The sequence below is a fragment of the Zestosphaera sp. genome, assembly GCA_038843015.1.
Taxonomy (GTDB): domain Archaea; phylum Thermoproteota; class Thermoprotei_A; order Sulfolobales; family NBVN01; genus Zestomicrobium.
The window spans coordinates 70408-77976 of sequence record JAWBSH010000007.1 but is presented as its reverse complement, the minus strand read 5'-3'; the positions used below and the strand labels follow the sequence as shown (position 1 = coordinate 77976).

The 7569-nt window shown below is 44.6% G+C and carries 6 protein-coding genes and 1 tRNA gene; 1 reads left to right on the top strand and 6 read right to left on the bottom strand.

Going from position 1 to position 7569, the window contains the following annotated elements:
* Positions 1 to 282: 282 nt before the first annotated feature.
* From QXL29_06200 to lysS, 4 genes are all read right to left on the bottom strand, one after another.
* Positions 283 to 356: transfer RNA gene (locus tag QXL29_06200), tRNA-Pro, on the bottom strand.
* Between the two features lie 489 nt (positions 357 to 845).
* Positions 846 to 1808, bottom strand: coding sequence for a methylmalonyl Co-A mutase-associated GTPase MeaB (meaB, locus tag QXL29_06195; GenBank protein MEM2284183.1), 963 nt, complete (start codon positions 1806 to 1808; stop codon positions 846 to 848).
* Positions 1805 to 2851, bottom strand: a complete 1047-nt coding sequence (locus tag QXL29_06190) for a pyridoxal-phosphate dependent enzyme (GenBank protein MEM2284182.1) — start codon at positions 2849 to 2851, stop codon at positions 1805 to 1807. Before QXL29_06190 ends, meaB begins: the two co-directional genes overlap by 4 nt.
* 49 nt (positions 2852 to 2900) lie before the next feature.
* Positions 2901 to 4370: a lysine--tRNA ligase gene (lysS, locus tag QXL29_06185; GenBank protein ID MEM2284181.1), complete on the bottom strand. Its 1470-nt coding sequence runs from the start codon at positions 4368 to 4370 to the stop codon at positions 2901 to 2903.
* A 210-nt stretch (positions 4371 to 4580) separates the two neighbouring features.
* Here lysS and QXL29_06180 point away from each other — a divergent pair, with 210 nt between their 5' ends.
* The gene (locus QXL29_06180; GenBank protein ID MEM2284180.1) at positions 4581 to 4814 is read left to right on the top strand and encodes a 5'-nucleotidase; all 234 of its coding nucleotides are present in this window, start codon (positions 4581 to 4583) and stop codon (positions 4812 to 4814) included.
* Between the two features lie 200 nt (positions 4815 to 5014).
* On the opposite strand, the gene QXL29_06175 is transcribed toward QXL29_06180, so the two are convergent.
* Both QXL29_06175 and QXL29_06170 read right to left on the bottom strand, forming a co-directional pair.
* The gene (locus tag QXL29_06175; GenBank protein ID MEM2284179.1) at positions 5015 to 6316 is read right to left on the bottom strand and encodes a zinc ribbon domain-containing protein; all 1302 of its coding nucleotides are present in this window, start codon (positions 6314 to 6316) and stop codon (positions 5015 to 5017) included.
* Positions 6288 to 6890, bottom strand: coding sequence for an IS607 family transposase (locus tag QXL29_06170; protein ID MEM2284178.1), 603 nt, complete (start codon positions 6888 to 6890; stop codon positions 6288 to 6290). Before QXL29_06170 ends, QXL29_06175 begins: the two co-directional genes overlap by 29 nt.
* Between the last annotated feature and the right edge of the window lie 679 nt (positions 6891 to 7569).

The following is a 7569-nucleotide window of genomic DNA, read 5'->3' as shown; positions in this document are numbered from 1 at the left end:
CAGGCTATAAAGAAATAAGAACTGAAGTTCTAGTCAAAAGTGACGCAGACTTAGAAACTCTAAGAAAATGGATCAAGTTAGTTGAGGAGCGCTGTCCAGTAGGCGATAACTTATCTAACGTTACTACGGTAATAACTAACGTTAAAAATATTTAGTTTTCGCATAACTGAGGTAGCGTCAAGACAAGAATATAAAAAGAGTTTAGAAATTCTCGCCACGTATTTTTAAGCTCAAGTAGTTCAAGACCTCGTTTTCTTGAAGAGCTTAAAAACTACTGTTAGGTGGGGCCGCGGGGATTTGAACCCCGGACCACGGGGACCCAAGCCCCGCATTCTACCAAGCTAAACTACGGCCCCCACCTAACAAAACTAGAAACTCAAATATATAAAGCTAATCACAATAAGTCAAACTTCTTAGGTCTTTAAGATAAACTGTCAAGAGACAAACCTGCTAACAACCTCTAAGTTTTAAGTCTTAGTTTTCTCCTAATCATCCGCTTCAAGACTCAGCAGTCAAGAAGACTATAAAACTACTTTATTATAGTAAAGTGAATTTTAAAACTAAACTTATGGTCTTAGTTTCTCGAAAATGTCTCAATCTTTAGGAGTTGTAAGTATTAAAAATAATTGCTGGTTGCGAATTGTAAGGAGCTAAAATGCTTGTTTTTCGGATAGGGCATATTTTAAGTAGGGTAGTTTTAATGTAAGCGATAAACTGCAAATCTTTGAAAACCCTGGAGAAACCTAGAAAAACCCACAGACAAGAAACGGCTCCCTAACCCAAAACTGTTGAAGTCTTTTCTTAGGTATTGAATTTGCTAGAGTTTTTGATTTAGTAAAGACTAATTAGTGAGGTGATGTGCTGATCCTGTTAGATATTTCTTCTTTTATTTTTTTAATGAATTCTTTTAGTGATTCATTACTTTTCAGGAGTTTCTCAAATTCTTTGTATAGGGTGGTTTGAGGTTTGCTTACTTCCTTAATTATCTTGCTTAGCTCTTCTTCTATCATTAGCTGGAGTTCTAGAGATCTTCTTAACGTTCTTTTCTCCGTATCTAGCCCCTTCCCCTTCACGAAGGTTGCGTGGTCTTTGATAGCATTCACTAGTGGCTCTACGTTGGTTATGCTTAACGCGTTAGTTAAGATGACTTTAGGTGTCCACCCTTTTCTTTCTGTTGAATTAAGTGCAAAGAGTACTTGATTGTAAGTTAAGTTGGCTCCCGGCAGGTCGGCTTTATTCACTACGTATATGTCTCCTATCTCCATTATGCCTGCCTTGATAGCTTGTATTTCGTCGCCTGACTCAGGCATTAAGACGACAACTATGGTGTCGGCGACGCTCATGATTCTAGTACTGAACTGTCCTGCTCCAGGAGTCTCTAAGATTATGTAGTCGAATCCTAAACGCTCAAGTAGCTCGATAGTGAGTAGTGTCTTCAGAGGCAACGACTCTTCCTCACGCGTAGTCATGGACCTGACATAAACTTCTTTAGGCACGTCCTTCATCCTGACTCTGTCTCCCATTATGGCCCCTCCAGTAATAGGCGATCTAGGGTCTACGGCTATGACGGCTACCGAACTACCCTCGCGAGCTAGTAGGGTAGCTACTGCGTTTATTAGCGTAGATTTGCCTACGCCGGCAGACCCTGTGAACCCTATTATGTGTGCGGTCTTAGGCTGATACGGGATTCGCGTAATAACTGAGATCGAGTTTAGAGGGTCTGTCTCAACTAAAGTTATTAACTTACTTACTGACGCTTTATCTTTCTTGAGAGCCCCGCTAACAAGTTTCGCAACGTCTACGTTCATAGAGTCATACCTCCGGAGATGTGTTTAATGCCATTACCTGTTAATATGATTACGACCTTTCCAGAAATACTCCCGTCTTTCATGAGTTCTCTGGCTCCTGCGTACCCGTAAGCACTCGTAGGCTCAGCTACTACCCCCTCCCTCCACAGTTCTCTTAGGTAGGGTAATACCAGGTCGTCGTCTACTACTGCGTATAAGCCTCCCGTCTCTTTAAGTATCTCAGCCACGTGACGCAGTCTTGGCGCTTCTGTTAGTCTTATCCCATCAGGTAGTTGAGCTTTAGACCTGCAGACGTTGAGGTAAGGTTTGTAATACCTAGCGAGTGATTCGTAACCGCATGCCTGAACAGCTACTAGCTTGGGGACGCGCTTAGCTATACCTGCCTCAACTAATTCTCTATAGCCTTTCCACAAGCCTATAATGAGAGTGCCACTAGCTAGTGGACTTACAACGTAGTCTACCTCACCTAGCTCCTTAACTAACTCTAGTGCTAGATCCTTCATCCCTTCCAGGAAGTAAGGGTTTATTCTGTGTCCTACATAGCACCCCTCCAAGTCACTTACGGCGAGTCTGGCAGCCTCATCTCTCGTGGGGGCTTCTATTACCTCAGCTCCCAGAGCTTTGAGCAAGTTTTTCTTGCCTGAAGGTGCGTCGTAAGGCACGTAAATTCTGGCTTTTATGCCAGCACGTCCAGCGTACGCTGAGTAAGAAATTCCTGCATTACCTGAAGAATCTTCAATAACTAGCCTACAACCCCTGTTCAGAGCTTCCGAGACTGCCGTGGCAGCCCCCCTATCCTTGAAAGAGCCTGAGGGGTTTAGGTAGTCTAGCTTTAGGTAGACACCCTCCCTAGATTTTATCAGTGGTGTTTTTCCCTCACCTAAGGTCACGACCCTTAATTCCCTAGGAATTAGCGTGTTTTCTCTTCTTAGGGACTCGCGAAAATCACTATCTACTAAGAGTGGCTCGCCGCAACTCTCACACGTGTATAGTCCAGGCTTATACTCTGTCTGAAACCCACACTTCCAGCAAACCAGCTTCACACCATTACACCAACAAAATATTTCATACGACTATTAAAGAACACGTTAATTAAGTGCTGGAACGAGTCATCATAGGGAAGGGTATTACCTCCTTAATTGAGGTCTGTCCAGTAAATATCATCACTAGTCTATCTATTCCTAGTCCTAAGCCACCTGCTGGAGGCATTCCATACTCGAGAGCTTCTATGAAGTCCCAGTCATATGGGTGGGCCTCAGCATCACCTAATTTCCTTCTCTCTTCTTCTTGCCTAAAGTAAGTTTCTTGAAGTACTGGGTCATTCAGTTCCGTGAAGGCGTTAGCCAGCTCCATGCCCGCAACATACAGCTCGAACCTTTCAGCGTATTCGGGGTTCAGTCTGTGTGGCTTGGCTAGAGGTGATGAAGATGCTGGGAAGTCAATCACGAATGTGGGTTGTATTAAGTGTTGAGCCCCTACTAATCTATCAAATAGCTTCGCTATGGCTCTGCCTCTGTCGTAACCACCGGGCAGTGAGAGACTGTGTGTCCTCAAAAGGTCTCTTAAGTCGTCATCACTTAACGCCTCAACATCAACCCCAGCAAACTCTCTTAAGCCCTCAATCATCCTGACTCTCTTGTATGGGGGTCTCAAATCTATCTCGACCCTGGATTCTCCGATGGGGTAGCTTACTTTGGTAGTTCCTAAGACCTTCTCAGCAACAGTGCTTATCAGTTCTTCTGTGAGTCTCATGATATCTTCGTAGTCTGCGTAAGCCTGATACGCCTCCATCATAGTAAACTCCGGGTTGTGTTGTACGTCTATATCTTCATTCCTGAAGTTCTTGCCTATCTCGAAAACCTTATTAAAACCTCCTACTAGGAACCTCTTTAAGTACAGCTCGAGAGATATTCTTAGGTACCAGTATTCATCGAGTGCCTGGATCTTGGTTGTGAAGGGTTTTGCTGCTGCACCACCATAAACTGGCTGAAGTATTGGAGTCTCAACTTCTATGAAGCCTTTGCCCCACATGAACTTCCTTATCTCAGCTATGGTGTTGAAGCGTACCTCAAAGATCTTTCTCACTTGAGGAGTCATCATTAAGTCCAGGTACCGCTTCCTATACCTGACCTCAGGGTCTAATATCTTGTGGCCCCACTTAACCGGGGGCGACCTCAGAGCCTTCACTATCAGCTGATACTCCTTAACGTTGATAGTTAATTCTCCTTTCTGAGTATAGAAGAGTTCCCCCCTCACGTTTATGAAGTCGCCTAAGTTAACATATTTCATGAACCACTCGAACTTCTCACTACCTACGTTACCAGAGTTTATTGAGAGCTGTATTCTGTAGCCATCATCTATCAAGTCTGCAAACACTAGCTTGCCATGTCTTCTGAGTCCGGCTACTCTGCCGGCAGTAGCTACTACCTCTCCTAACTTAGGACTACCGACTATGTCTTTAACAGGCACGTAGCCTAAGCTGAGTATGTGGGGGTATGGGTTAACCCCGTCCCTCAACAGTTCTTCTCTTAAACTCTTCCTAAAATCTCTTTCAGCACTCATCAAGCACTACCTAACCTAACAACACACACTACAGGTTAAAAACGTTATGGCTCGAGAAGAGACGACTCAGAATCTCCTAGGACGACATCTACGGCTGAATATCTACCGTCTCTTAGGACTAGAAAGCAAGTAGCGACTTCTAGAGGGACATGCTTGACTAGATTACTAAAAACTTATAAACTTACGCTCTATCATAAAAGACGAGACTCCATGAGAGTGGTGGGTGAAATGCCTGTCGAGATATACGATAAAAACAAGTTTATAGAATTATCTGCCAGAGCTGAGGTGTGCAGGATCGTGAAGAAAGAGAAAGAAGGAATAGCTAAGGTTAAAGCTAGGACGAAAAGATACCTCTATACAATAAAGATACCTCTGAATGAGCTAGAAGAATTTATTAAACAACTTAAGTGTAAAGAAGTTGTTGAAGTAGGTAAGAAAACTTAGTAAATGATTATTAATCAAGCAAAAATACTTTGACAATTGATGACAATCGAGTTTAATTTTCACCTTCACGTTCGTACATGAGAATCAGTTACAGCTAAAAGTCTTGTCTTTAAAATGAGGAGGTCAGTGTTTTTATTGCTAGCGCGTGAGTGCTGTACCAACCCACTCGTCTACAGCAAGATGCTAGAGGGGTTTGGGTTTCATGTTGGTTGATGTGGTTTGATATCAACCCTTGGCTTCATTGACCTCAGGCCTCCTTTCATTGGAGGTCTTATCATTGGTCTCCACCCGTTCAGGGTAACCCCGACCCACAGCTCGCCCTCATAGATTTCATCGGGTTCATTGCTGTGGGGAAACCCCCACATCTTGGTGTACTTGAGGTAGATGTTTATGGACGCCAGCTTCTGTCTGTCCATTTCAAGACCACACCTCGGGCATTTGAATACCCTGCCCACTCGGGTCTTTACCACGCACCCGCATCGTGGGCAGGTTCGAGAGGTGTTGTGTGGAGAAACCTTAACGACTAGTGCTTTCTCCGAGAGCTTCCTGTGTATTGTTTCCCAAGGTGTTCTAGCGTTCCTCTTCCTCCTATTCTTGCTGGTTCTCCCCCTGGCAACCAAGTCTTCCTTCTCGAGGTCTTCAACAATGTGGACAGCGTTGGGGAACATGGTGGTTACCTGCTTAACGAGCTTGTTTACGAAGTCCTTTTCTCTGTTTCTCTCTCGCTTAGCATACTTCTCGAACAGCTCCCTCTTACCAATGGATTGAGTAGTAGCTTTCTTCTTCTCGTAAACAATCTTCAAGCTCTGCAGATACCTCAAGTCAACCTTAATGAACCCCACACCTGGGGAGTAGCCGTCGAGAGATAGCTCGTTCGAATCCCACGCAACAACTCTCTCAACACTGTAGACCTCGGTCTTCTTGAACGGAATAAGCACTCTACCGTCCTTGAGGATCACTTCTCCAATTCTCCAGCCCTCAACTCTCCTGCCGAACCACATTCCTCTCCACGAAACCTCGAGGTACTCACCAGACTTCAGAGTTATCTTCAACACTTTCCTCTCGTAGTCGACCTTCATGAGCGTTATCTTGCATCTAGCGAACCTCCTCTTAATCCTCGGTTTAACCTTCCTGGCTTCTCCCTTCAGGTACCTCTTCCTCCAAGACTCGATAACAGAGTACGCTGTTCTGATAACAGCATCAACCCAGTGCTTAGCATATGGGCACTCTGCGAGCAATGCATCTCTAAGCATCTTCTCGAACTTCCTATCAGCAGGTACTCTTGGAGCCTTGACCCTGTACCCTAGTTCAACGCTAATTCTCCTTCCTCTCCTGGATAGCTCTGGGAACCTGTACTCCCATATAATGTTCTCCCATATCGTGTCAACTGCTCTCTGGAGCGTTTTAGTGTACCACGTTATCAGCTCTCTAACTCTCAAGTCTCTTACTGGAATACTGTACATTCTAACTAATTCACGGGTCTTCAACGAGCTTTCTTGCACCTTCAACCACCTTTCTATACTTATGGCTCCTCATACCGTAGAGTTTTCCAGCGAAGTGAGACACTATGGTGATCAAGTCCTCCACGAGCTCCTCCTTTGGGTCTTTGTCCTCGTGGTTTAACGCGATCACTTCTACACCGAACGCTCTGAGAAGATCTAACAGCGTTTTGAATCCGAATCTGGTGAGTCTATCTGGGTACGCTACTACGATCTTGGATATCTTCCTCTCGGTGGCGAGCTTCAGTATTTTCTTGAATCCTTTTCTATCCTCGTTAAGACCACTACCAATGTCCGTGACGACCTCGTACTTCTCTACGTTGTTCTGTTTAGCCCACTCCTCGAGGACCTTCACTTGTCTCTCGAGATCGTCCTTCTGTGTATGAGAGGAGGTACGAGCGTAGAGGATAACGGTCTTCGGTTTAACGATACCCATCAGCTTCTCAACGTCTTCCTCTCTGAACCTCCACTTACCGCTCTCGAGAACAACTGGTTTAATCCAACCTCTCTTAACGTACTCTCTCAGAGTAGTGTAGCTGATACCGAGCTTCCCACAAACCTCCTTCGGTCGAAGCAACAATGTCTCCAATAATAAAATGATATCAACCCTTATAAACCTATATGAAACTCGAAACAGTTGCGTTAGGCTTGCTCCTTCGTATGAGGGTCCTCACATACACGCCCTAGCTCGTGAGCCCTTTCTTCATTACTTCTTAAAATATATTAGTTTTCCCTCTTGTATTTCTTAAGGTCTTGATTTAGTGATAAATATGTTCCTCTCTAATTTCTGACCTCCTCCTCGCCCTGAAGTGCGAGGGTTTCGGGGAGGTTTAGAGCTACGTTCTCGGTAGGAGCTGGATTTAGTCCTGCGCTCGGTCTCGGCGCTTCACCCCTACCCCTACACGGTGCAGGAGGCTCGGGAATATGCTATCCATTAAACCGGAAAAATATAGAGCTTACAAACCTTATCACATAATCCCCACACTAAAGAAGCGAGCTTTTGAATGTGTAACTCACGAATTTCAAAACCTTAGGGTAGTGTGATTAGGGGTTCGGGTTTCATATTGGTGGTTTGTTATTAATCCTTGGCTTCACAGACCTTGAGGTACCTTTCATCGGAGGCCTTATCATCGATCTTCACTCATTCAGGATAACCCAAACCCGTAACCCCCACCGGTTTCACGACTGTGGGAAAAACTCCACATCCTGGAGTACTTGAATATCCTACTCACTCGAGTCTTCCACTATATACTTGC